Consider the following 20,722-nt stretch of genomic DNA (forward strand, 5'->3'; position numbering starts at 1 on the left):
TCCAGTTTTTTAAGCAGTATGCAAGCCGGGCCAAAGGGCTTGGCCCAACAGGCATGGGGCACCTGTATTGTGGTCAGGCCCTGCTCGACCCAGTCGCTTCCCCGTTCTCCGGAAAAACCAGCATCATATGAGAAAATTCTAATTCCCATTCTGCGAATGCTTCCTTGATTGAGAATGCCAGAAAGAGATATATCCGACGAAACAGAAAATATAAGAGACTCGCCATGTTGCAGCCGGTTATAAACGAGACCATTGCCGAGAGCAGCTACAGGCGCATTCGGGCCGACATCATTTTTGGTCGGCTGGCGCCAAAACAAAAGTTGAAGCTGGAAAGCTTGAAGGAGTCCTACGAGACCAGCATCAGTACGCTCCGAGAAGTGCTGAATCGGCTGTCCTCCGAGGGGCTTGTCGTTGCCGAGGGCCAAAAAGGTTTCGAAGTGTCTCCGGTGTCCGTTTCAGACCTCAAGGAGACAGCGGCACTCAGGCTTCTCCTCGAAACACATGCGCTGGAGCAGTCGTTCGTGCATGGCGACGTTGAGTGGGAGGCTCCCCTGGTATCGGCGCATTACAAATTGGCGCGGATGGAACAGGTGATGGCATCGGGCGACACCAGCAGGGCAGAGGACTGGAAGCGTTACGATTGGGAGTTTCACCAAGCGCTGATATCCGCCTGTGGATCGAAACTGCTGATGGAGACGCACTCGGTGATCTTCGACAGATATCTCAGATATCAGATGGTCGCCTTGTCCTATCGAGGCGATGTCGCGGCCAATGAACATCAGCAGCTTTTGGATGCGGCATTGCGACGTGACGCGGAGACGGCCAAGCGCGTGCTTGTGCTGCATATCCAGGGTGGGGTCGAACATGCGCTGGCGAGAGGGACGCTGAAATAGAGATGATCCGGACATTTCTCTTCGGGCTTTAGGTCCACCAACACAGATGACATTTCGGCAAAACTAGGAAAAGCCATGCTCAAGCAAGTCCACGACCCGACTGAAACAGTAAGCGATGTCGTCTTCCGGCAGATCCGCGAGGATATCATATCCGGGACATTGCCGCCGGGGGCCAAGATCAAGCTGGAGCAGGCAAAGGAGCGCTATTCCATCGGCATTTCATCGCTGCGTGAAATTCTGAGCCGCCTGACCACGGAAAACCTCGTTGTCGCCGAGGGACAGCGTGGCTTTGAAGTCAGCCCTGCTTCGCGCCGAGAACTCCTCGAGCTCGCTGACCTCAGGATCGTTCTTGAAACGCATGCGATCGGCCTTGCCTTCGCTGCGGGAAATCTTGAATGGGAAGGGCGCATCGTCGCTGCACATCACCGGCTGGCTGCCGCCGAACGCAAGCTCCTTGCGGGCGACGTCTCGCGGACAGTCGACTGGGTCCGATACGACTGGGAGTTCCATCAGGCGATCGTCTCGGCCTGCAATTCAGCGACGCTGATGGCGACATTGTCGTCTGTCTTCGACCGCTTTCTTCGTTACCATATGCTGGCCGAGAGTTTTCGCGGCAAGCCAGTCGTCGATGACCACAGGCTTTTGTTCGAGCTTTCCATTCAGCGCGACGTCGCTGGCGCGACCGACGTCGTCAAAAGGCACGTTCAAAGCGGCGTGGAGCATGTGCTCAAGAGCGGCCGGATTCGCTAGAGCAATTCCAGGAAAGTGCGAAGTGGCTTTCCGTCCGGAATGCGTAAAAACAAAAGCTTAGAGTGGTTCTGCGCTGAAAGGCTGAACCGCTCTAAACCTGGACTTCAGGAGGCGTCTGTCGGAATTCCTTCCGGACGCATCTGTTTCTTCAAAGCGGCGATCCGGAAAATAGCGTTCGGCGCGCCGTAGCCGCGGTAGCCGCGGCGCTCGACGATCTCGAAAAAGAAACCCTCTCCATATGTTCCGCTATAGAGCTGGAAATATTCGCCATGCTCGTCCCGGTCATAGAGGATGTTTTCCGCTTTCAGCCGCTCGGTGAGTGCAGGATCGAGGCCGAAGCGTGCTTCGACGTCATCGTAGTAGTTCGGCGAAATGTGCAGCGATCTGAAACCGCACACACGAAGGTTTTCGGCGGTCGCAAAGATATCGTCGGTCAAAAACGCCAGGTGCTGGATGCCGGCTCCGAATTTCTCGGCCATGAAATGTCCGGCCAGCGTGCGGCGGTTCTCGGCGCCGTTCATGGTAATGCGCAGCGCCCCGGTGTCGTTCTCGACGACTTGGCTGCGGACCACCCCGGCCGGATCGATGATATCGACCATCGGGGTCTTCCGCGTCTCGAAAATGGACGTGTAGAACAAAAGCCAGGTGAGCATTTCATCGTAGCCGACCGTCTGGGCGACGTGATCAATGCGCAAAAGGCCCACTGATGGCGCGTCGCTGTCGTCCGTGACCGGCTGAAAGTCGATTTCGGAGAAACGACCCAATGCGCTCTTGTCGTCGATGAGATAGATGATCCCGCCCCCAACACCCCGAATGGCAGGCAGCTCGAGCTCACCGTCTGCGACAGGCTGAGTGAAAGGCTCTGCATCCAAGGCGAGCGCGCGCTCGTAGGCCTTTGCCGCATCGTCCACGATCAGGGCCATGGCATATGCAAAAGTACCGTGAACGGCGTAGGCGGCGTTGGCAAATCCTGTCTGATCGACATTGACGAGTATCCGGATCTCGCCCTGCTCGAAGAGGGAGACCTTTTTCGTCCGGTGGACCGCCGTCTTTTTGAACCCGAGGGTGCGCAGCAAGGCAACCAGCTCGACTTCGTCTTCCTCGTCCGTGGCAAACTCGACGAAGCCGACGCCCTTGACGGAAGGCCTTTCCGGCATCGCCGCCCCGGTCATGCTGCCGATGCCGAGATGGCGGCGCACCTGATCGCCAAGATAGATCAGCGAGCGGTGGCCGTCGGCCGCAATCGCACGCGACAAGCCGCCTCGAAACTGGTCGTTGAAAATTTCCAGGGAGAAATACCCGTCATAACCTGTCGCAGCGACGGCTTCGGTGAACGCCGTGACGGGTAGGTCGCCTTCACCCGGCATGTTTCGGAAGTGGCGGCTCCAATAGAGCAGGTCCATGTCGATCAGCGGCGCATCGGCAAGCTGGACGATGAAGATCTTCTCCTTGGGAATCGAGCGGATGGAATTGACGTCGATCTTGCGCGACAAGGTGTGGAAGCTGTCGAGGATAAGACCGACATTCGGATGATCGGCGCGACGCACGATCTCCCAGGCGTCGCGGTGGTCGCTGATATGGCGGCCCCAGGCAAGCGCCTCGTAGCCCACCCTCAGTCCACGCCTAGCGGCACGTTCGCCGAGTTCATGAAAGTCCGCCGCCGCCCGGTCGATGCCGCCGATGGCTGCCGGCGAGACGTTCGAGCAGACGAGCACCAGGTCCGTTCCCAGCTGCTGCATGACGTCGAACTTCCGTTCCGCGCGGTCAAAAGTACGGCTTCGCAGCGGCTCCGGCATGCCTTCGAAATCACGAAATGGCTGAAACAGGGTGATCTCCAGGCCATGGTCGCGGACGAGTTTTCCGACATCGGCCGGGCTTCCGTCGAAGGCGAGGAAATCATTCTCGAAGATCTCGACGCCGTCGAAGCCCGCCCGGGCGATCGCCTCGAGCTTCTCCGGGAGTTCACCGCTGATCGTGACAGTCGCAATCGAGGTCCTCATGTCAAAGCCCTTCCGATATCCGTGCGGGGTTAAACGAGCGCCGAACACGACGACGCGTTCCAGAATACCGCTCGCTACTATTATGGCAAATGTCGTGAGGAATTCAAATAGCGTGTCTTATGATAAATTCTCATATGATTTTGAAAAACTCTGTTGATTTGAAAGTCCTTCTCTGGCAATTATTCCTCACACAGTCAAAAGGTGAGGTGGCTGTCCGGTCGAATGACCGCCAAAGGAGGAGGAGTTACATGTTCAAGTCTTTGCTAACGCGCCGAAACGCGATGCTCGGAGCCGCGGCCCTGGTGGCTGCCGCCACCCTGGCGCAACCGGCCGCCGCCATCACGCCTGATGAAATCAAGGCTCGCGGCAAGATCATCGTCGGAATTCAGGGTGACAACCCGCCCTGGGGCTTTGTTACCAGCGGCGGCAAACAGGACGGCCTCGATGCCGACATCGCGACGCTGTTTGCCAAGGAACTGGGTGTTTCCGTCGAGTTCGTGCCGCTTGAAGTCAACAACCGCATTCCCGCACTGACGGCTGGCCGTGTCGACGTTCTGTTTGCCACGATGGCGATGCTGCCGGATCGCGCAAAGGCCGTGCAGTTCAGCAAGCCCTATGTTGCCAACGCGATCGTTCTGATTGGTCCGAAATCCGCAGAGATCAAGACGAATGCCGACATGGCCAAGTTTACGGTCGGCGTCGCCAAGGGTGCAGCCCAGGACACGCAGGTCACCAAGAACGCACCGCCGAGCACGACCATCCGGCGCTATGACGGAGATGCCGCGAGTGTCCAGGCCCTGGTGTCCGGCCAGGTCGAGACGCTTGGCGGCAACATTTTCTATATGGACCGGGTGGAGAAGGCTCGTCCGGGCGAATTCGAAAACAAGCTTGAATTCCAGAAGCTCTACAACGGTGCTTGCACGCGCCTCGGCGAAAAGGAAATCAATGCGGCGCTCAACACCTTTATCGACAAGATCAAGGCCAACGGCGAACTCAAGACCATCTACGACAAGTGGATGAAGGTTCCGGTTCCGGAATTTCCGGAAAAGCTGGAAGGCATTCCGTTCGCGGCGAACTGAAAGCTCATAAAGCATTTAGTCGAGGAGGTGGGCATCCCTGGTGATGCCCGCCAACGCTACCATCATGTTTCGAGACCGGCTTCGGCCCGCGTCCGGGAGCGCGATCATGAACAAGCCAATCTTTGTGCTCAATGGACCGAACCTCAATCTTCTCGGTCAGCGCGAGCCGGCAATCTATGGGACCACGACGCTTGCCGACATCAGGAAGCGGTGCGTGACCAAGGCAAAGGCGCTGGGATTCGACGTCGAGTTTCGGCAGACCAATTTCGAGGGCGAACTGGTCGAGAGCGTGCATCAGGCCAGGACCGACGCCTGCGGCATCATCATCAATCCTGCCGGTTATACGTTCACATCGATCGCTCTTCTGGATGCGTTGAAAATGTTCGACCCGCCGAAGATCGAGCTGCACATTTCGAATGTTCATGCGCGTGAGAGCATCTACCACAATTCGCTGATCTCACGCGTCGCCACGGCCATCATGATCGGCTTTGGAGCCGACGGCTACGAACTTGCTATCCAGGCGATGGCAGGAATGGTCAAGCGAGACTGAACTTTCAGGAAGACGAACCGGAAGGATCGCCATGAACTATAAGTTGGATTTCACCCCGGTCATAGATGGCCTGCCGAGCCTTCTGCTCGGCTGCCTCGGGACATTCTTGCTTGCCATTTGTGGGATGCTGCTGGCGATCATCATCGGAATTGGTGGCGTTGCGCTGCGCGACTCTGCGCTCAAGCCGGCGCGATGGCTGGTCATCGCCTTCGTCGAATTGATCCGCAACACGCCGTTCCTGGTGCAGATCTTCTTCATCTATTTTGCGCTTCCGCTCACGGGCATCAGGCTGGATCCGACGCCGACGGCGATTATCGCGCTCGGCATCAACGGTGGTGCCTACGCCATCGAGATCATTCGCGGCGGCGTTCAGTCGATCCCGAAGGGACAGATGGAAGCGGGGCTCGCCCTTGGTCTGCACAAGGCTCAGGTCTTCCGGCTGATCATTCTCAAGCCGGCATTGCGGGCGATTTATCCGTCGCTGACGAGCCAGTTCGTCCTCCTGACGCTCACCACCAGCATTGCATCGGCGATTTCGGCCTACGAGCTGACCTCCGTATCGCAGCGCATCGAGTCGGAGAGCTTCCGCAGCTTCGAGGTCTACTTCACGGTCACGGTTTTCTATTTCGTGATCTCCTGGCTGATGATGCGCATCTTCGCGCTGTTTTCGGCACGCTACTTCAAATATCCGGTCAAGTAGGAGGAATTCCATGGGTCACGACGAATTCGTCTTCCTCCTGATCGGCCTGAAGTGGACCGTGGCCCTGTCCGCCGTCGGCTTCGTCTGCGGCGGCATTGCAGGGCTCGGCGTCGCCCTTGCGCGCGCCTCGGGCATACCATTGCTGGAACGCGTCACGGCCGCCTATATCGCCGTCTTCCAGGGAACACCGCTGCTGATGCAGCTTTTCGTCGTCTATTACGGCCTGGCGCTGGTCGGGCTGATGCTCGATGCCTGGGTGGCCGTTGCCATCGGCCTGACCCTGCATGCGAGCGCATATCTCGGCGAGATCTGGCGCGGATCGATCGAAGCGGTTCCGCGCGGCCAGACGGAAGCGGCAAAGGCTCTCAGCCTCAGATATGTCTCGCGCATGAAGGATGTCATCCTGCCGCAGGCGCTGCGCATCTCGCTGCCTGCCACGGTCGGTTTCCTCGTGCAGCTGATCAAGGGCACCTCGCTTGCATCGATCGTCGGCTTCACCGAGCTGACGCGGGCCGGCAACATCATCTCCAACCAGATCTTCCAACCGCTGACGGTCTTCGGCATCGTCGGCGCTCTCTATTTCCTGATGTGCTGCCCACTGACGATCCTTGGCGCTCGCCTCGAACGAAAGTTTGCCGCCTCTGCGCGCTGATCCGCATCCCTCGTCTTCGATGCGATCCAGCCGCCAACGTGGAGTTCTACTGATGACCAGTCCCAGTCCTGCTCAAGGCGCAGAAACGATGATCACCATGGAGCGGGTGGAGAAGTGGTATGGCGCTTTTCAAGCCCTGCACGACATCAACATATCGGTTCGCAGCGGCGAGAGGATCGTCTTATGCGGGCCTTCCGGCAGTGGGAAGTCGACGCTCATCCGTTGCATCAACCATCTCGAGACCTACGAGAAAGGGGAAATCCGCGTCGGCGGGATTCTTCTCGGAAATCAGGCCAAGACCATCGATGCGATCCGCCGTGAGGTCGGCATGGTCTTCCAGCAGTTCAATCTGTTTCCGCATCTGACCGTGCTGCAGAACTGCATGCTGGCGCCGATGAAGGCTATCGGCGTCGGCAAGGCGGAGGCCGAGGAACGGGCTCGCGGGCTGCTCGAGCGGGTCAAGATCCTGGAGCAGGCCGACAAATATCCGGTGCAGCTTTCGGGTGGCCAGCAGCAGCGCGTGGCCATTGCCCGCGCGCTTTGCATGCGGCCGAAAGTGATGCTGTTCGACGAGCCGACGTCGGCGCTTGATCCGGAAATGGTCAAGGAGGTACTGGATACGATGATCGCGCTCGCCGACGAAGGCATGACGATGATCTGCGTCACCCACGAGATGGGCTTTGCCCGCCAGGTCGCAGACCGCGTGATCTTCATGGCCAGCGGCGCGATCGTCGAGGAAGCCCCGCCGGCCGAGTTCTTCACCAACCCACAGCATGAGCGAACCAGGAAATTCCTCGGAGAAATCCTGCGAAGGTAAGGCGTCTCAAGGTCGATGCCTCTGGCAAATTATGGGAGCCGGCAATGAAGCCGCTAGAGATTGCAGTCATGGGAGCCGGCCTCATCGGCAGGCGCCACGTCGAGCGAATTATCTCCGAGCCCGGAACCGTTCTCTCGGCCGTGATCGATCCTTCTGCCGCCGGTCGCGACTTTGCCGAGAATGTCGGGGCCCGATGGTACCGGAGCTTCTCAGACATCCGCGTCGAGGACAGGCCTGACGGCATCATCGTGGCAACGCCGAACCAGCTCCACGTTGAGAACGGAATGGAGATCGTCGCTGCCGGCATTCCTGTCCTGATCGAGAAACCGATCGCCGACGATGTCGATGCTGCGGCGGCACTGGTTGGCGCCGGTGAGAAGGCAGGCATACCGCTGCTCGTCGGCCATCACAGGCGCCACAATCCGATAATCCAGGCGGTCAAACAGATCGTCGACGGCGGAAGGCTTGGCCGGATCCTCGCGGTGCACGGCACGTTCTGGGTCGCCAAGCCCGACGACTATTTCGACATCCCCTGGCGGCGCGAGTCGGGCGCCGGCCCGGTCTTCGTCAACCTGATCCACGATGTCGATCTCTTCCGATATTTCTTCGGCGAGGTCGAAGCCGTCCATGCGATGGAATCCCACGCCGTGAGGAACCATGCCGTCGAGGATACGGCTGTCGTGACGCTGCGTTTCGAAAGCGGGGTGCTTGCCACTCTCAACGGCAGTGATGCCGTGGCAGCGCCGTGGAGCTGGGAGACGACCACCGGCGAAAACCCCGCCTTTCCCCGTTACGATCAATTCTGCTACCAGATCGGCGGCACCAAGGGTTCGCTCGGAATTCCTGATCTGACGCTTTGGACGAGCCCTTCGAAGCCCGATTGGCTGGAGCAGCTTGCCCAGGAGCGCGTGCCTTACCAAGCAGCCGATCCCCTTTGCGTTCAGCTCAGACATTTTTGCGATGTCATTCGTGGCGATGCCACGCCTCTGGTGAGTGGCCGAGAGGGCCTTGCCACGCTCAGGGTCGTCGAAGCGATCAAGAGATCGGCGCGCTGGGGACAGATGATCCACCTCTCTGACGCCAGCGCCTCTTTCGATGCCCAGAAAGTCTGACCACATGATCACCGGGACGACCAAACTCATCGCTCACCTCGGCTATCCGACGGAGTCCTTCAAGGCCCCGCTGATCTACAATCCTTACTTCGAGATGAACGGAATTGATGCCGTCGTCGTGCCGATGGGCTGCAGGCCGGAGGACTATCCGGCATTTCTGAAGCTTCTGTTCCGGCTATCCAATATCCACGGTGCTCTGATCACGATGCCGCACAAGATTTCGACGATGGCGCTGCTCGACGAAACGTCGACCAACGCGAAAGTCGCCGGCTCGTGCAATGCAGTGCGTCTCGGTTCGGATGGCAGGCTGATCGGTGACATGTTCGATGGCGAGGGCTTCGTTCGCGGCGTGTTGCGCAAGGATAAAAAGGTTGAAGGAGCCCATGCGCTCATTGCGGGTGCCGGCGGCGTCGGCTCGGCGATCGCGGCGTCGTTGGCACAGGCGGGCGTGGACCACCTCGCCATCTTCGACGCCAACGAGACGACCGCGACCGCGCTGCAGGACAGGCTGAAGAAATATTATCCGCAGCTTGAAGTAACGGTCGGCTCCGCCGATCCGGCAGGCTTCGACATTGTCGTCAACGCGACACCTCTCGGCATGCGACGGGGCGACCCGCTGCCGATCGATATCGACCGCATTTCGCCTTCGACCTTCGTCGGCGAAGTCGTGATGACCAAGGAAATAACCCCCTTTCTCGAGGCCGTGCGGGCGCGCGGCTGTGCATTTCAGGTTGGGACGGACATGTTGTTCGAACAGATCCCCGCCTATCTCGAATTCTTCGAATTCCCGACGACGACGGCCGACAATCTGCGTGCCATCGCCAAGCTCGGGTGATGCGAATTCAGGGCATGATGCCGAAAAAGTGTGAGCGCTTTTCGGACGACATCCTGTTCTAGAGCGAGGCGGTGATGCCGCCGTCGACGGTTAGCATGTGGCCGTTGACGAAGGAGGAGGCATCCGAGGCCAGGAAGACGGCGGCACCGACAAGCTCCTTGACCTCGCCCCAGCGGCCGGCCGGCGTGCGGTTTTCCAGCCAGCCGGAAAACTTTGGATCATCGACGAGCGCCTGGTTGAGCGGCGTGCGGAAATAGCCGGGCGCGATCGCATTGATCTGCAGGCCGTATTTCGCCCAGTCGGTCGCCATGCCGCGCGTGAGGTTCTTCACAGCACCCTTGGTGGCAGTATAGGGCGCAATGCCGGGACGGGCGAGTTCGGCCTGGACGGAGGCGATGTTGATGATCTTGCCGCGGCCGCGCGCAATCATCGCCTGGGCGACCGGCTGGCTGACATAGAACAGGCTAGAGACGTTGGTCTTGAAGATCTCGTCCCACTTGTCGACCGGGAAGTTCTCCAGCGGTGTGCGAAACTGCATGCCGGCATTGTTGACGAGGATGTCGATCGGACCGATTTCCGCCTCGATATAGGCGATGGCGGTGCGGCTGGCCTCCGCATCGGTGACGTCGAAGGCGGCGCTGACGGCATGGCGATGGCTGCGACGAATATCCTCGGCGGCCGCCTCGGCCTTCTGCGCGTTGCGGCCGTTGATGATGATCGAAGCGCCATGCTCGGCAAGCCCGACCGCCAATGCGCGGCCGATGCCCTGACTGGAGCCGGTGACGAGGGCGCGGCGGCCGGAGAGATCGAAGAGAGGAAAGGTCACGAGGCTGCTCCTGATTTCATTGCACTCTGCATAGCCGGTTTCCGGCATGAGATGCAAAGGCGCTGGATCAGGCCGTTCCAAGCCTCTTGATATTTCCTGCAAGCTCCTTCGCCAGCCGCAGGCTGGCGGCGGTTGCCATCGTCATTTGCGACAGGAGCAGCCATTCGAGCGTCCAGGCAGCGCCGGAGCGTTCCTGTTCGTGGACAAGGGAATGATGGATGCCCGAGAGCGCCGTGGCGTTGAAGCGGGCGAGCGAGACGAGGACTTCGGCGGAAACGGGGTTCTGCTTGTGCGCCATGGCCGACGAGGTGCCGCCGCCTGAAATTTCGATCTCGTCGCCGGCCTGGGCGAGCAGCGCAATATCCTGCCCCATCTTGCCGAGACTGCCTGATATCGACGCGAACAGCCCGGCAATATCGGCGATCGGCAGACGCCCGCTCTGCCATTGCGGTGCATCGGTGAGGCCGAGTTCCTGGGCGAGCGAGGCACGGATGGCTGCGGCGTGCGATCCGAGCTTGTCCAGCGTGCCGGCGGCACCACCGAACTGGACGGGAAAACTCTGCTCGGTCAGGCGGTCGCGATAGATCGTCAACGGCTCCTGCCAAGCGCGGAGGCGGTCGGAGACGGTGATCGGGATCGCCGCCTGCATGCGGGTATGACCCATCAGCTGGTTCCCGCCGAACTGGCCGTCCAGCGCATCGAGCCCTGCGGCAAGAGTGGAAAGCCGGCCGGCAAACAGGAAGACGACGGCCTTCAGGCGGATCATCAGGCTGGTATCGATGACATCCTGGCTGGTCGCGCCGAGATGCAGGCTTTTGGCCGCTTCCTCGCCGACATCGGTACGCAGCTGCTTGATGAGATCTGGAACGACGACACCGTCCCTTGCCGTTGCCGATCGAAGACTGGACACATCGGGCGAGAAGGCGGCGCAGGTGTCAGCGATGCGCCTTGCGGCTTCGGCAGGAATGAGGCCGTGAGCGGCTTCAGCCTTGGCGAGCGCGGCCTCGAAGGAGAGCATGGCCCGGATATCCGCCTCGGCGGTGAAATAGGGCGCGATTTCATCGTCGCCGAGCAGGCCGGAAAGGAAGGGGTGGTCGAAGGGCGATGCGGTCATGGGTGTCTCGTTTTTTGCGTCGTCCCCCATCCGGCTGCCGCACCCTCTCCCCTCGGGGAGAGAGGGGAGAGTGAGGGAAGGCTACCTGCTCGGAGCCCTTAGAACAAGCAGCCGGCATGCAGACCCTCAGATATCGAGAAACACCGTTTCCTTCGGACCCTGCAGATAGATGTCGAAATGACAGGTCGCGCCGCCGCGCGTGGCGATCATCGTTGCGACGCGCTCGCGATGTTCGATGCGCGAAAGCAGCGGGTCGGCGGCATTGGCCTCCGTCTCCTCCGGAAAATACATGCGCGTGTGCAGGCCGATATTGATGCCGCGGGCGACGATCCAGAATGTGATGTGCGGGGCTTGTCTGCGGCCGTCCTTGAAGGGAACGCGGCCGGGCTTCACCGTCTCGAAGCTGTAGACGCCGTCCTCGGCGCGGGTTGGGCAGCGGCCCCAGCCGGTGAAATTCGGATCGGCGGCGCCGCGCATTTCCGACGGGCTGTTGTAGAGACCGGCGCTGTCGGCCTGCCAGATCTCGATGACTGCATCGCGCACCAGCGCGCCGGCACCATCGAAGATCCGGCCGGTGACGGTGATGCGTTCGCCGAGGGTCTTGTCGTTGACCATCTCGATGCCGAGATCGGTGTCGTAGACGCCCGCTATGTCACAGAAATTCGGCGTCAGGCCGATATGGACATAGGGGCCTGCCGTCTGCGACGGGGTTTCCTTGAGATAGCCGAGCTGCTGCATGGTCAGTTGCCCTCCAATTTGTTTTCGAACATCGTCGAGCGGCGGCCGCGCAGCACAATGTCGAATTTATAGGCGCGTGAATCCATCGGAATGGTGTTGCCCCAGTCGAGCGGCGCGATCAGTTGCTCGATCGCCGCCTTGTCGGGGATGGTGCCGACGATCGGACATTTCCAGATCATCGGATCGCCTTCGAAATACATCTGGGTAATCAGGCGTTGGGCAAAGCCATGCCCGAAGATCGAAAAATGGATATGGGCGGGACGCCAGTCGTTGATTCCGTTCGGCCAGGGATAGGCGCCGGGACGGATGGTGCGGAAATGGTAGTGGCCATCCTCGTCGGTGATGGCGCGGCCGCAGCCGCCGAAATTCGGGTCGATCGCCGCCAGATAGGTTTCCTTCTTGTGGCGATAGCGGCCGCCGGCATTGGCCTGCCAGAACTCGACTAAGGCGCCGGCAACCGGCCTGGCGCGCTCGTCGAGCACGCGGCCATGGACGATGATGCGTTCGCCGATGGCACTTTCGCCGGGCTGCGCGTAGTTCAGGATCAGGTCGTTGTCGAGTTCGCCGATCATCGAATGGCCAAAGACCGGACCGGTGGTCTCGGAAATCGTGCCGTCGAGCGATAGCAGCGCGCGCTGCGGCGCGCGCAGCACGGAGGTCTTGTAGCCAGGCGTCAGCGCCGGCGCATGCCAGGCTCGGTCGCGGGCGAAGAAGCCGCCGGTCTCGGGCTTGCGGTTCGGTCGTTCGGACATGTTCCTCCCTCAGGCCGCCTTTTCGGCGTCCATCTGTTCAAAAGCCTGCTTTGCGATCTTGATCGCGTGATTGGCGGCGGGAACGCCGGCATAGATTGCAACATGCAGCAGCGCCTCGCAAATATCCTCGCGGGTTGCGCCCGTATTGGCAGTGGCGCGTACATGCATGGCGACCTCGTCGTCCTGGCCCAGCGCCGCGAGTAGAGCGATCGTGATGATCGAGCGCTCGCGCTTCGTCAGCGCCGGGCGTGACCAGACATGGCCCCAGGCGGCTTCGGTGATCAACTCCTGAAAGGGGCGGTCGAACTCCGTCGATGTGGTGGCGGCGCGGTCGACATGGGCGTCGCCAAGCACGGCGCGGCGGGTCGCCATGCCCTGGCTATAGCGCTCGGAAGGGGACGCGGTCTCATTCATGGGCTGACTTCTCCAGACGGAACGGATGTGAGGAAGGCGCGGATGATCGCCGTCAGCGCCTCTGGCTGCTCGACGCAGGGAATGTGCGCGCAATCAGGGATGACCTCGTAGCGAGCGCCCGATATCAGCTTCGCTGTCGAAAGAACGAGATCGGGCGGCGTCGAGCCGTCCTGGTCGCCGACGATGCAGATCGTCGGGACGGTGATCGTCTTGGCGATTTCGGTAAAATCGGCATCGCGGATCGCGGCGCAGGCGGCGAGATAGCCTTCGACCGGCTGGCGCGTCAGCATGTTGCAATAGCCGGCATAGGCGGTGCTCTCGGGCCGGCGGAAGGCGGGCGTGAACCAACGCTCCATGATGGCATCGACAATGCTGCCGATCCCATTTCTCTCGACGGCGGCGATGCGGGCGTCCCAGCTCTCCGCCGTGCCGATCTTAGGGGCGGTGTCGCAGAGGATCAGCGCGCGGACCAGGTCCGGCCGGCGGTGATAGAGCGACTGGGCGATGAGGCCGCCGACGGAGAGGCCGCAGATGACGGCATCCTTGACCGAGAGCAGATCGAGCAGGCCGGCGAGATCCGTCGCATGGTCCTCGATCGATGAAGGGAGCTGGCCGACATCGGAAAGGCCGTGGCCGCGTTTGTCGTAAAGCACGATGGCAAATTCACCGGCAAGCCGCACCACGACATCACGCCAGATGCGGAAATCCGTTCCGAGCGAATTGGTAAAGACGATCACCGGCCTGTCGGCGGGGGCACCAATGATCTGATAATGGATCGTCACGTCGTTTATGCGGGCGAATTGCACGTCACTCTCCTCCTGTCTGGTGAAATTGACTGGTTGATCCGGTTAAGTAAAATGATATTTATTGGCGTTTCGATAACCCTGGAGTTATGCGAGCGATGATCGACAGCCGGGTCAAGTTCCGCCATCTGCAAACCTTTGTCGAGGTAGCGCGGCAGAAGAGCGTCATGAAGGCCGCCGAATTGCTGCATGTCAGCCAGCCGGCGGTCACCAAGACGATCCGCGAACTGGAACAGGTGCTGGGTGTCGATGTTTTCGAGCGCGATGGCCGCGGCATCAAGATCACCCGCTACGGCGAGGTCTTCCTGCGGCACGCAGGTGCGGCGCTGACGGCGCTGCGCCAGGGTCTCGATTCCGTGTCGCAGGAGCAGTTTTCCGATGCGCCGCCGATCCGGATCGGCGCGCTGCCGACGGTTTCATCGCGCATCATGCCGCGGGCGATGGAACTGTTCCTCAAGGAAAAGACCTGGAGCCGGGTGAAGATCGTCACCGGCGAGAACGCGGTGCTTTTGGAGCAGCTTCGCGTCGGTGATCTCGATATCGTCGTCGGACGTCTGGCCGGCGCCGAGAATATGGCAGGGTTTTCGTTCGAGCATCTTTATTCCGAGCAGGTGGTGTTTGCCGTGCGCGCCGGCCATCCGCTGCTCGACGCCCGGCAATCGCCGTTCGCCGGCTTCGGCGACTACACGGTGCTGATGCCGACGCGCGGTTCGATCATTCGGCCGGTGGTCGAGAATTTCTTGATCGCCAACGGTGTCTCCAGCCTGCCGAACCAGATCGAGACGGTGTCGGATTCCTTCGGTCGCGCATTCCTCAGGGCAAGCGACGCGATCTGGATCATTTCCAACGGCGTGGTGGCCGGCGATGTCGCCGACGGCTGGCTGGCGCTTCTGCCGGTCGATACCGGCGAGACCAAGGGGCCGGTCGGCTTGACGATGCGCGCCGATGCCGTTCCGTCGCTGCCGCAATCGATCCTGATGCAGACGATCCGCGAGGCCGCAGGCGAGGCCACCCTTTAAATTCGCTTGATGAATGCCCAGATTTGGACTAAGTCTAATTCAAGACAGGAGGCTTTCATGCAGCATGCGCGACGGGAGCAACGGGAAGACCAGGGGCCACGGCGGCTGGACATGGAGCGGTTTGCTCCGGCAAACCGCAAGAGGCTGAGCGCCCCGGCCTTGCGAACCTTTCTGGCGATCGCCGATCTCTGGGGGTTGAGCGAGGAGCAGCGTCTGCTCATGCTCGGTTATCCATCCCGGTCGACCTATCACAATTGGGCCAAACAGGCGCGCGAGCACGGCGTTTTCACGCTCGATGTCGATACGCTGACCCGAATCTCAGCCGTGCTCGGCATCCATCAGGCACTCGGCGTGCTGTTTTCCGATGAACGCGCCGGCGTCGCCTGGCTGCGCACGCCGCATCAGGCGCCGGTTTTTGGGGGGCATCCGCCGCTTGATATCGTGACCAACGGAACCCAAGACGGGTTGATGACCGTACGCCGGTTCCTCGACGGCGCCCGCGGTGGTCTCTACATGCAGCCGAATATGCTCGACGAAGCCTTCACGCCCTACGAAGATGCGGACATCGTCTTCCGGTGAGGGATCGTTTTGCCGAGGCGCCGCGTCCGTCATACCGGCTGATCCCGTCGCAATTTCCACCGATCGGGCTTTTCGAGACGGTGACGAGGGCAGCCGATCTCCAAGCCGTGATGGAGCTCGTCGGCTGGACCAACGACCGCCTCGTCGCCGACCGCATTCAACGGCTTCCCGAGGACCAATGGGTTTATGGCATCCCCAATGCCAGCATCGTCATGGCGGCATTCCTGCATGTCGCGCCGGGAGGAATGCGCTTCAACGGCCCCGATCTCGGCGCCTGGTACGCAGCCGACGATCTCAAGACGGCGGCTGCCGAGGTTGGCCATCATCTCCGGCGCGAGGCCGTCGCGCGCGGGGTGGCGACGATGGCGCGCACCTATCGAAGCTATTCGGCCGCTTTGATTGGTGATTACCTCGACATTCGCGGAGAGCAGACGCTGCGGCCCGATGTCTATGACGGCACCAGCTATGCGGCGTCGCAGGTGCTGGGAGAAGAGGTGCGATCGAGCGGCGGTGCCGGGATCCTCTATGACAGTGTCCGGCTGAAGGGTGGAGTGGCCATCGTTACCCACCGGCCGCGCAATATTCAGGGCGTGGTGCAGGCCGACCACTTCGAAATCACCGTTTCGGCCACCGACCGACGCATCGATGTCAGGAAGCTCGCGGCCTAACGGCGGCCGTTGCGGGCCCACACCGGAGATATGGTGATACTCAAGCTGGCAGTCGTTCGGCCCATGCCTTCGCCGCCTTCGCCATCGTGGAAAGGTGATCGGCACTGGAGAAGCCGGAGATGGTCTTGCGCGGCTTGAGATCGTGGTCGCCGTCCTCGAGCCAGAGGATCTCGATCCTGTCGGACAGATCGTAGCCCGGCACCTCGTCCCGCGTGCCGAATTCGTCGCGTGTTCCCTGGCAAATCAGCGTGGGCGTCGTCAGCCCCGTGAGATGGCCGGTGCGCAGCTTCTCCGGCTGGCCGGGCGGATGGAAGGGATAGCCGAGGCAGAGCAGGCCGGCGATCTTTCCTCGACGACGGAGATCGTCGGCGACCATGCTGGCGACTCGGCCGCCCATCGACTTGCCGCCGATGATCAGAGGACCGCTGGCGCCGAGCTCGGTAGTGGCCGCCTCGTATTCGGGATTGAGGGTTTCGGCGCGCGGTGGCGGCTTGCGGCCTTCCGAGGTACGGCGGGCTGCCATATAGGCGAACTCGAAACGAGCGACGCGGAAGCCGACGCCGGCGAGCGCATTTGCCGCTGATGTCATCGATACCGAATCCATCGGCGCACCGGCGCCATGCGCCAGTTGGATGGTGAAGCGCGCATCCTGAGGCCCCTGCAGCAGAAACCTGTCAAGCATTGGTAATCCTCCATCCATCGTCGGAACCATGTCGACGGCCGTGACTTCTTCCTGGAAAGGAGACTGACAATGTCGACGAATGATCAAAACGTAAAGCCCGAGCAGCGGCGCCCCAAGGATGTCGGCGCCGTTCCTGAAAAGCCGGAGCCCGCAGACTCTGAATCGATGGCGCCGCCGGTCGTGCAGCCGGCTGGGGTCAGGGACAAGAGCGAACGGCCCGTGGTCAATCCGATCACTGGGGTCGCCTCCTGATCGACTGCGGACAATTGTCGTGCAGAACCGATGAACCGCCTCTTGAAACCCCGGCGGAAAGGGTCCATATACCCGTCCTGCCTGAAAAATGGATGCGCGCGGTATCGACGTCGTCGAGCTGCTCGTGTCCGACAGGATAAGGGCGCTCCCCGCAAGGGTCGAGCGCCCTTTTTGCTGTCCATTCGTTGATTTCCGCAGTCAGCCCGAGCGGACATCGGAGACTCGATCACAGAAAGAAGGCTTCGCCCTCTTTCCGATAGTGGGCCCGGAGGGAGCGCCCACCATCGCTTAAAAGCCTTAGAAACCGGGCTTTCTGGGATGATCAGGGGGGACAGGATGTCCCCCTTTTTAGTTTCCCTTAAAAGAACTCGCATTTACATTCAAGGTGGACGGACCGAGACCCTTGGTGATTAGCTTGATTAGAGAGGACGTTCTCGGAATTGTCATACATGCGTGTCCTCATTAGTTGCACACCTTGCAGTCAGGCGCGACACGAGCCAAGACAACCAACATGGATCTATTTTATACGAAATCTGCGGTGCTATCTGAGTGTGGTGGCTATAGATATTTGCTGCGACGCGTCTGGGATGACCGCTTGCCGCCATTCGTCTCTGGGATGCTTAATCCGTCAACTGCAGACCACGAAATCGATGATCCTACAATCATCCGCAATGTCAGGCGTGCGCAAGCTCTCAACTGCGGATCGCTTATCGTTTGGAACTTGTTTGCTTATAGGTCGACCAATCCAGCACTTATGAAAAGTGTAAGCGACCCCGTAGGAGCCGATAACGACAGGTGGATCGCTGCTGCCCTGCTCGAATGCAAAGAGCGAAGCGGAATCGCAGTAGTTGGCTGGGGAGCTTACAGTTTGTTGCTGGGCCGCGACCGTCAGGTTTATCTGCGAGCAAAAGACCTTGGCGTCTCGCTACTGTGTCTTGGAACCACCAAAATGGCCTGCTGCCGGTTTATCGGACACGAGGTTAAGCTAATCCCACCTTTGTTTCAAAGTCATTGGGGCTGAGATAGCCCAGTGTCGAGTGGCGACGCTTCGGGTTGTAGAAGCGCTCGATGTAATCGAACACATCGGCTCTGGCGTCATTCCTCGTGCGATAAACCTTCCGTGCCGTTCTCTCCGTTTTCAGTGAGGAGAAGAAGCTCTCCATTGCAGCGTTGTCCCAGACATTTCCAGAGCGGCTCATCGAGCAGGTGATGCCGTGATCTCCCATGAGGCGCTGGAACTGCTCGCTGGTATATTGGCTGCCCTGGTCGGAGTGATGCAGCAGAGCATCTGGTTTTCCTCGACGCCATATCGCCATGATCAGCGCATCTGTGACGAGTTGGGCTGTCATGTTGGCATTCATCGACCAGCCGACGACACGGCGTGAGAACAGGTCGATGACGGCTGCGACATACAGCCAGCCTTCCGCGGTCCAGATATAGGTGAAGTCAGCCACCCATTTCGGGTTCGGACGGTCTGCCACGAACTGGCGGTCCAGCACGTTAGGCATGATGACGGCACGGTCACCGGCATCCTTTGGCAAGCCACGCCGCCTCGGTCTTGCCCTGAGCGCATTCAAGCGCATCAGCCGCTCAATACGATGGAGGCCACAGGATAACCCTTCCTCCAGCACATCGTGCCAGACCCGTCGGGCACCATAGGTGCGGTCGCTGGACTGGAAACTCTGCTTGATCCTTTCCAGCAGGACCTCGTCATGGCGTGCATGTTCGCTCGGAGAACGATTGAACCAGGCGTGGAAACCTGAACGAGAAACTCCCAGCGCTTCACAGAGCCATGCCACCGGCCAGATCGAGCGGTGCTTTGCAACGAACGCGAACTTCATATCGCGTCCCTGGCAAAGTAGGCTGCGGCCTTTTTTAGGATATCGCGCTCTGCCTTCAGCTTTGCGACTTCACGACGGAGCCGCTCGATCTCAAGCTGCTCCGGCTTCATTTGCCCTTTTCCAGGAAAGGATTGGCTGGGATCGTCGCCGTATTCCCGAACCCATTTGCGCAACACATTCTCGTGGACATCAAGATCACGGGCAGCCTGCGCAACGGCAACCCCACGCTCCCTGACCAGCTTCACCGCCTCAAGCTTGTACTCGCGGCTGAATATTCGTCTTTGCATTCATGCTCTCCGGTTTCAGGAGGAACACCTTAACTCGATGTCTATGAAACCGGCAGCAGGCCATACCGAGTGGCGCCGCGTCAGTAGGGGGACAAGAGTCAGCCTGCTGACCCCAGTGCAACTGACGCAAGATCAGATCGGAATTTCCGCTACCAGTTTGCCGCAAATCCGCTATTCAAACGTCAGGTCGAAGCTTGAGGAAATGACGTGAAAAAGCTGAAGGGTGGTTGCCGCTGCGGTCAGCTGCGCTACGAAGTGGAAGCGGACAAACTTCCAAAGACCTATGCCTGCCACTGTCTCGACTGCCAGACGTGGAGCGGGAGCGCATTCAGCCAGAATGCGCTCGTGAAAACGAACGCATTTGCCGCCACAGGAGAGACCGCGCGGTTCGAGCTGGCGGGCGGCAGCGGTTTTGTCTCCTACCAGTCGGCCTGTCCGAAATGCTTCACCCGAGTGTTCAATACGAACTCCGCTCGTCCTGGCTTGGTGGGTATCCGGGCTGGGACGTTTGATGAAAGCAACAAACTGGAGCTGGTCGCCCACATCTGGACCAACCGTAGTCAGCGCGGCCTGCGATTGGATCCCGAAACGCCCTGCTGGCAGGAGGGCGCTCCTGCAGAAGTGCTTTTCTCGCTCCTCGATCTGCCTATGCCTTCATGAGCAGGGGATTCAGAGACTTTTGATGAAACTAGCGCGTTCACTGCAGCTTTGCGCACTAGCGGAAAGGAAGCTCTTCCCCAAGCATCCCGTTGCCGTCCGTAATCTCGAACGTCATGTCCCCATCGTTTCCGTCAAGCGTCGCCGCAGCGCGCGTCCCGGAACTGGCGAGCTCGCCACAGCCTCAGGACGGTTCAGCTCTATTGCGCCGGGCGGCACCAATTTCGTCCCGACTTGGACGAGCTCAGCGCGCTTATTTCGAGCCACAGTGGGTGAATCCCTCATTGAGGGGCCACGGCATCGCTCTTCGACTGTTTCGCGAAGGGCAGCACGTCCTTAGCCGCCCAGGACTTCTTGTAATGGTGAAGGTACATCCCGAAGATCTTGGCGACGACGGCAATCAAAACCGCCTATTATCAGTCGGAGAAGCAATTGCGCTTCCGCGCCATATCGAAGAAGCACGAAGGATGGCTCGTCGCTGCTTGGCAGGATCCTGCCATCGGTAACGCGACAGAGTGGATCGCATGGGCGAATGAGTGGCCCCAGCGGGCTGATCCAAGGCCGGCGGCGTCGGCAGCGTTTTCGAGCGGGTCGCTAGAATCACCGACTAACTCGACGCCGAGCAAGCGTTGCGATCGTATTTGGACATCGTGGTCTCTGCGGCAGGTGCCAGAAGCCTCTCTTCGAGCCATCAACGTGTCA

General features: G+C 60.2%; 24 protein-coding genes. 15 read left to right on the forward strand and 9 right to left on the reverse strand.

Annotated elements, in window-relative coordinates:
• Positions 1–224: 224 nt before the first annotated feature.
• Together CUJ84_RS29855 and CUJ84_RS29860 are read left to right on the forward strand one after the other, a co-directional pair.
• A complete protein-coding gene (locus CUJ84_RS29855; protein WP_018482621.1) occupies positions 225–893 on the forward strand; it encodes a GntR family transcriptional regulator in 669 nt (222 codons plus the stop codon).
• A gap of 75 nt (positions 894–968) precedes the next feature.
• Positions 969–1,643 (forward strand): GntR family transcriptional regulator, encoded by a 675-nt coding sequence (locus tag CUJ84_RS29860; RefSeq protein ID WP_105009269.1) that lies wholly within the window; start codon positions 969–971, stop codon positions 1,641–1,643.
• 104 nt (positions 1,644–1,747) lie between these two features.
• Here the strand turns inward: CUJ84_RS29860 and CUJ84_RS29865 are convergent, their stop codons facing one another.
• Positions 1,748–3,643, reverse strand: coding sequence for a bifunctional sugar phosphate isomerase/epimerase/4-hydroxyphenylpyruvate dioxygenase family protein (locus CUJ84_RS29865; RefSeq protein ID WP_105009270.1), 1,896 nt, complete (start codon positions 3,641–3,643; stop codon positions 1,748–1,750).
• 248 nt (positions 3,644–3,891) lie between these two features.
• Here CUJ84_RS29865 and CUJ84_RS29870 point away from each other — a divergent pair, with 248 nt between their 5' ends.
• The 7 genes from CUJ84_RS29870 to CUJ84_RS29900 all read left to right on the forward strand — a co-directional run bounded on the left by CUJ84_RS29870 (position 3,892) and on the right by CUJ84_RS29900 (position 9,388).
• Positions 3,892–4,722 carry a transporter substrate-binding domain-containing protein gene (locus CUJ84_RS29870; protein WP_105009271.1) on the forward strand — a complete coding sequence of 277 codons (831 nt, stop codon included), beginning with the start codon at positions 3,892–3,894 and terminating at the stop codon, positions 4,720–4,722.
• Between the two features lie 106 nt (positions 4,723–4,828).
• Entirely contained in the window at positions 4,829–5,272 is a 444-nt protein-coding gene (locus CUJ84_RS29875; RefSeq protein ID WP_018071496.1) for a type II 3-dehydroquinate dehydratase, read from the forward strand.
• A 31-nt stretch (positions 5,273–5,303) separates the two neighbouring features.
• Positions 5,304–5,972, forward strand: coding sequence for an amino acid ABC transporter permease (locus tag CUJ84_RS29880; protein ID WP_017991876.1), 669 nt, complete (start codon positions 5,304–5,306; stop codon positions 5,970–5,972).
• A gap of 10 nt (positions 5,973–5,982) precedes the next feature.
• On the forward strand, positions 5,983–6,624 hold the full coding sequence (locus CUJ84_RS29885; RefSeq protein WP_105009272.1) for an amino acid ABC transporter permease: 642 nt from the start codon (positions 5,983–5,985) through the stop codon (positions 6,622–6,624).
• 52 nt (positions 6,625–6,676) lie between these two features.
• Positions 6,677–7,441: an amino acid ABC transporter ATP-binding protein gene (locus tag CUJ84_RS29890; protein ID WP_105009273.1), complete on the forward strand. Its 765-nt coding sequence runs from the start codon at positions 6,677–6,679 to the stop codon at positions 7,439–7,441.
• A 44-nt stretch (positions 7,442–7,485) separates the two neighbouring features.
• Positions 7,486–8,553 carry a Gfo/Idh/MocA family protein gene (locus CUJ84_RS29895; protein WP_105009274.1) on the forward strand — a complete coding sequence of 356 codons (1,068 nt, stop codon included), beginning with the start codon at positions 7,486–7,488 and terminating at the stop codon, positions 8,551–8,553.
• A gap of 4 nt (positions 8,554–8,557) precedes the next feature.
• Positions 8,558–9,388 carry a shikimate dehydrogenase family protein gene (locus tag CUJ84_RS29900; RefSeq protein ID WP_105009275.1) on the forward strand — a complete coding sequence of 277 codons (831 nt, stop codon included), beginning with the start codon at positions 8,558–8,560 and terminating at the stop codon, positions 9,386–9,388.
• A gap of 58 nt (positions 9,389–9,446) precedes the next feature.
• Here the strand turns inward: CUJ84_RS29900 and CUJ84_RS29905 are convergent, their stop codons facing one another.
• The 6 genes from CUJ84_RS29905 to pcaD form a co-directional block, all read right to left on the reverse strand.
• Entirely contained in the window at positions 9,447–10,214 is a 768-nt protein-coding gene (locus tag CUJ84_RS29905; protein ID WP_018071491.1) for an SDR family oxidoreductase, read from the reverse strand.
• Positions 10,215–10,281: 67 nt separating this feature from the next.
• Positions 10,282–11,328 (reverse strand): 3-carboxy-cis,cis-muconate cycloisomerase, encoded by a 1,047-nt coding sequence (locus CUJ84_RS29910; protein ID WP_105009276.1) that lies wholly within the window; start codon positions 11,326–11,328, stop codon positions 10,282–10,284.
• Positions 11,329–11,454: 126 nt separating this feature from the next.
• The gene (gene pcaG, locus CUJ84_RS29915; protein WP_105009277.1) at positions 11,455–12,066 is read right to left on the reverse strand and encodes a protocatechuate 3,4-dioxygenase subunit alpha; all 612 of its coding nucleotides are present in this window, start codon (positions 12,064–12,066) and stop codon (positions 11,455–11,457) included.
• Positions 12,067–12,068: 2 nt separating this feature from the next.
• On the reverse strand, positions 12,069–12,818 hold the full coding sequence (gene pcaH, locus CUJ84_RS29920; protein ID WP_018071487.1) for a protocatechuate 3,4-dioxygenase subunit beta: 750 nt from the start codon (positions 12,816–12,818) through the stop codon (positions 12,069–12,071).
• Positions 12,819–12,827: 9 nt separating this feature from the next.
• Positions 12,828–13,232: a 4-carboxymuconolactone decarboxylase gene (pcaC, locus tag CUJ84_RS29925; RefSeq protein WP_105009278.1), complete on the reverse strand. Its 405-nt coding sequence runs from the start codon at positions 13,230–13,232 to the stop codon at positions 12,828–12,830.
• Positions 13,229–14,038, reverse strand: coding sequence for a 3-oxoadipate enol-lactonase (gene pcaD, locus CUJ84_RS29930; RefSeq protein WP_105009279.1), 810 nt, complete (start codon positions 14,036–14,038; stop codon positions 13,229–13,231). The genes pcaC and pcaD overlap by 4 nt, the downstream gene beginning before the upstream one ends.
• Before the next feature lie 95 nt (positions 14,039–14,133).
• On the opposite strand from pcaD, the gene pcaQ reads away from it, so the two are divergent.
• The 3 genes from pcaQ to CUJ84_RS29945 are packed head-to-tail and all read left to right on the forward strand — an operon-like array spanning position 14,134 to position 16,301.
• A complete protein-coding gene (gene pcaQ, locus CUJ84_RS29935; protein WP_105009280.1) occupies positions 14,134–15,054 on the forward strand; it encodes a pca operon transcription factor PcaQ in 921 nt (306 codons plus the stop codon).
• Positions 15,055–15,111: 57 nt separating this feature from the next.
• Positions 15,112–15,633, forward strand: a complete 522-nt coding sequence (locus tag CUJ84_RS29940) for an MbcA/ParS/Xre antitoxin family protein (RefSeq protein ID WP_105009281.1) — start codon at positions 15,112–15,114, stop codon at positions 15,631–15,633.
• The gene (locus CUJ84_RS29945; RefSeq protein ID WP_105009282.1) at positions 15,630–16,301 is read left to right on the forward strand and encodes an RES family NAD+ phosphorylase; all 672 of its coding nucleotides are present in this window, start codon (positions 15,630–15,632) and stop codon (positions 16,299–16,301) included. The genes CUJ84_RS29940 and CUJ84_RS29945 overlap by 4 nt, the downstream gene beginning before the upstream one ends.
• A 40-nt stretch (positions 16,302–16,341) precedes the next feature.
• Here the strand turns inward: CUJ84_RS29945 and CUJ84_RS29950 are convergent, their stop codons facing one another.
• Complete coding sequence (locus CUJ84_RS29950) at positions 16,342–16,983, reverse strand: alpha/beta hydrolase family protein (RefSeq protein WP_105009283.1); 642 nt, start codon at positions 16,981–16,983, stop codon at positions 16,342–16,344.
• A gap of 69 nt (positions 16,984–17,052) precedes the next feature.
• On the opposite strand from CUJ84_RS29950, the gene CUJ84_RS29955 reads away from it, so the two are divergent.
• Positions 17,053–17,235: a hypothetical protein gene (locus CUJ84_RS29955; RefSeq protein WP_018482643.1), complete on the forward strand. Its 183-nt coding sequence runs from the start codon at positions 17,053–17,055 to the stop codon at positions 17,233–17,235.
• Between the two features lie 616 nt (positions 17,236–17,851).
• A complete protein-coding gene (locus CUJ84_RS39425; protein WP_432444926.1) occupies positions 17,852–18,256 on the forward strand; it encodes a DUF1643 domain-containing protein in 405 nt (134 codons plus the stop codon).
• Here CUJ84_RS39425 and CUJ84_RS29970 read toward each other — a convergent pair.
• Positions 18,216–19,363 (reverse strand): IS3 family transposase gene (locus CUJ84_RS29970; RefSeq protein ID WP_105009286.1). Its coding sequence is split into 2 segments (ribosomal slippage): positions 18,216–19,114 and positions 19,114–19,363, totalling 1,149 coding nucleotides; the frame shifts between segments, so codons are not numbered across the junction. The two genes, CUJ84_RS39425 and CUJ84_RS29970, sit on opposite strands and share 41 nt — an antisense overlap.
• 207 nt (positions 19,364–19,570) lie before the next feature.
• On the opposite strand from CUJ84_RS29970, the gene CUJ84_RS29975 reads away from it, so the two are divergent.
• The gene (locus tag CUJ84_RS29975; protein ID WP_024323549.1) at positions 19,571–20,023 is read left to right on the forward strand and encodes a GFA family protein; all 453 of its coding nucleotides are present in this window, start codon (positions 19,571–19,573) and stop codon (positions 20,021–20,023) included.
• The last annotated feature ends 699 nt before the right edge of the window (positions 20,024–20,722 follow it).

The sequence above is a fragment of the Rhizobium leguminosarum genome, from assembly GCF_002953715.1.
Lineage (GTDB): Bacteria > Pseudomonadota > Alphaproteobacteria > Rhizobiales > Rhizobiaceae > Rhizobium > Rhizobium leguminosarum_V.

Coding starts and splice junctions, on each gene's coding strand:
- CUJ84_RS29855 (WP_018482621.1), top strand. CDS start 225: ATGTTGCAGCCGGTTATAAACGAGACCATTGCCGAGAGCAGCTACAGG.
- CUJ84_RS29860 (WP_105009269.1), top strand. CDS start 969: ATGCTCAAGCAAGTCCACGACCCGACTGAAACAGTAAGCGATGTCGTC.
- CUJ84_RS29865 (WP_105009270.1), bottom strand. CDS start 3,643: ATGAGGACCTCGATTGCGACTGTCACGATCAGCGGTGAACTCCCGGAG.
- CUJ84_RS29870 (WP_105009271.1), top strand. CDS start 3,892: ATGTTCAAGTCTTTGCTAACGCGCCGAAACGCGATGCTCGGAGCCGCG.
- CUJ84_RS29875 (WP_018071496.1), top strand. CDS start 4,829: ATGAACAAGCCAATCTTTGTGCTCAATGGACCGAACCTCAATCTTCTC.
- CUJ84_RS29880 (WP_017991876.1), top strand. CDS start 5,304: ATGAACTATAAGTTGGATTTCACCCCGGTCATAGATGGCCTGCCGAGC.
- CUJ84_RS29885 (WP_105009272.1), top strand. CDS start 5,983: ATGGGTCACGACGAATTCGTCTTCCTCCTGATCGGCCTGAAGTGGACC.
- CUJ84_RS29890 (WP_105009273.1), top strand. CDS start 6,677: ATGACCAGTCCCAGTCCTGCTCAAGGCGCAGAAACGATGATCACCATG.
- CUJ84_RS29895 (WP_105009274.1), top strand. CDS start 7,486: ATGAAGCCGCTAGAGATTGCAGTCATGGGAGCCGGCCTCATCGGCAGG.
- CUJ84_RS29900 (WP_105009275.1), top strand. CDS start 8,558: ATGATCACCGGGACGACCAAACTCATCGCTCACCTCGGCTATCCGACG.
- CUJ84_RS29910 (WP_105009276.1), bottom strand. CDS start 11,328: ATGACCGCATCGCCCTTCGACCACCCCTTCCTTTCCGGCCTGCTCGGC.
- pcaG (WP_105009277.1), bottom strand. CDS start 12,066: ATGCAGCAGCTCGGCTATCTCAAGGAAACCCCGTCGCAGACGGCAGGC.
- pcaH (WP_018071487.1), bottom strand. CDS start 12,818: ATGTCCGAACGACCGAACCGCAAGCCCGAGACCGGCGGCTTCTTCGCC.
- pcaC (WP_105009278.1), bottom strand. CDS start 13,232: ATGAATGAGACCGCGTCCCCTTCCGAGCGCTATAGCCAGGGCATGGCG.
- pcaQ (WP_105009280.1), top strand. CDS start 14,134: ATGATCGACAGCCGGGTCAAGTTCCGCCATCTGCAAACCTTTGTCGAG.
- CUJ84_RS29940 (WP_105009281.1), top strand. CDS start 15,112: ATGCAGCATGCGCGACGGGAGCAACGGGAAGACCAGGGGCCACGGCGG.
- CUJ84_RS29950 (WP_105009283.1), bottom strand. CDS start 16,983: ATGCTTGACAGGTTTCTGCTGCAGGGGCCTCAGGATGCGCGCTTCACC.
- CUJ84_RS29955 (WP_018482643.1), top strand. CDS start 17,053: ATGTCGACGAATGATCAAAACGTAAAGCCCGAGCAGCGGCGCCCCAAG.
- CUJ84_RS39425 (WP_432444926.1), top strand. CDS start 17,852: ATGCTTAATCCGTCAACTGCAGACCACGAAATCGATGATCCTACAATC.